At 44.2% G+C, this 260-nt stretch carries 1 protein-coding gene; it reads left to right on the top strand.

The window, feature by feature from the left end:
• A partial coding sequence (locus tag R2R70_RS21220) for an AAA family ATPase (RefSeq protein ID WP_410979081.1) occupies positions 1 to 260 on the top strand: 260 nt, incomplete at both ends.

Raw genomic sequence — 260 nt, 5'->3', positions numbered from 1 at the left:
TCCAGGTTATGTTGGCTATGATCAAGGCGGCTTACTCACCGAACAAATCAATCAGCATCCACATTGTGTGTTGTTGCTTGATGAGATTGAAAAGGCGCATCCGGATGTATTCAACCTGTTACTACAAGTAACGGACCATGGTACATTGACCGTTAACAACGGTCGTGTAGCAATCTTTAAACAGGTCATCGTTATTATGACAACGAACGTTGGTGCTGATAGTATCAGTCGCGCGTCAATGGGCTTTACTCAACAAGACC

The sequence above is a fragment of the Cobetia sp. SIMBA_158 genome (genome assembly GCF_046566945.1).
GTDB lineage: Bacteria > Pseudomonadota > Gammaproteobacteria > Pseudomonadales > Halomonadaceae > Cobetia > Cobetia amphilecti.
Note: the sequence above shows the minus strand (reverse complement) of the source record. Positions and strands in the feature narration are given on the sequence as shown.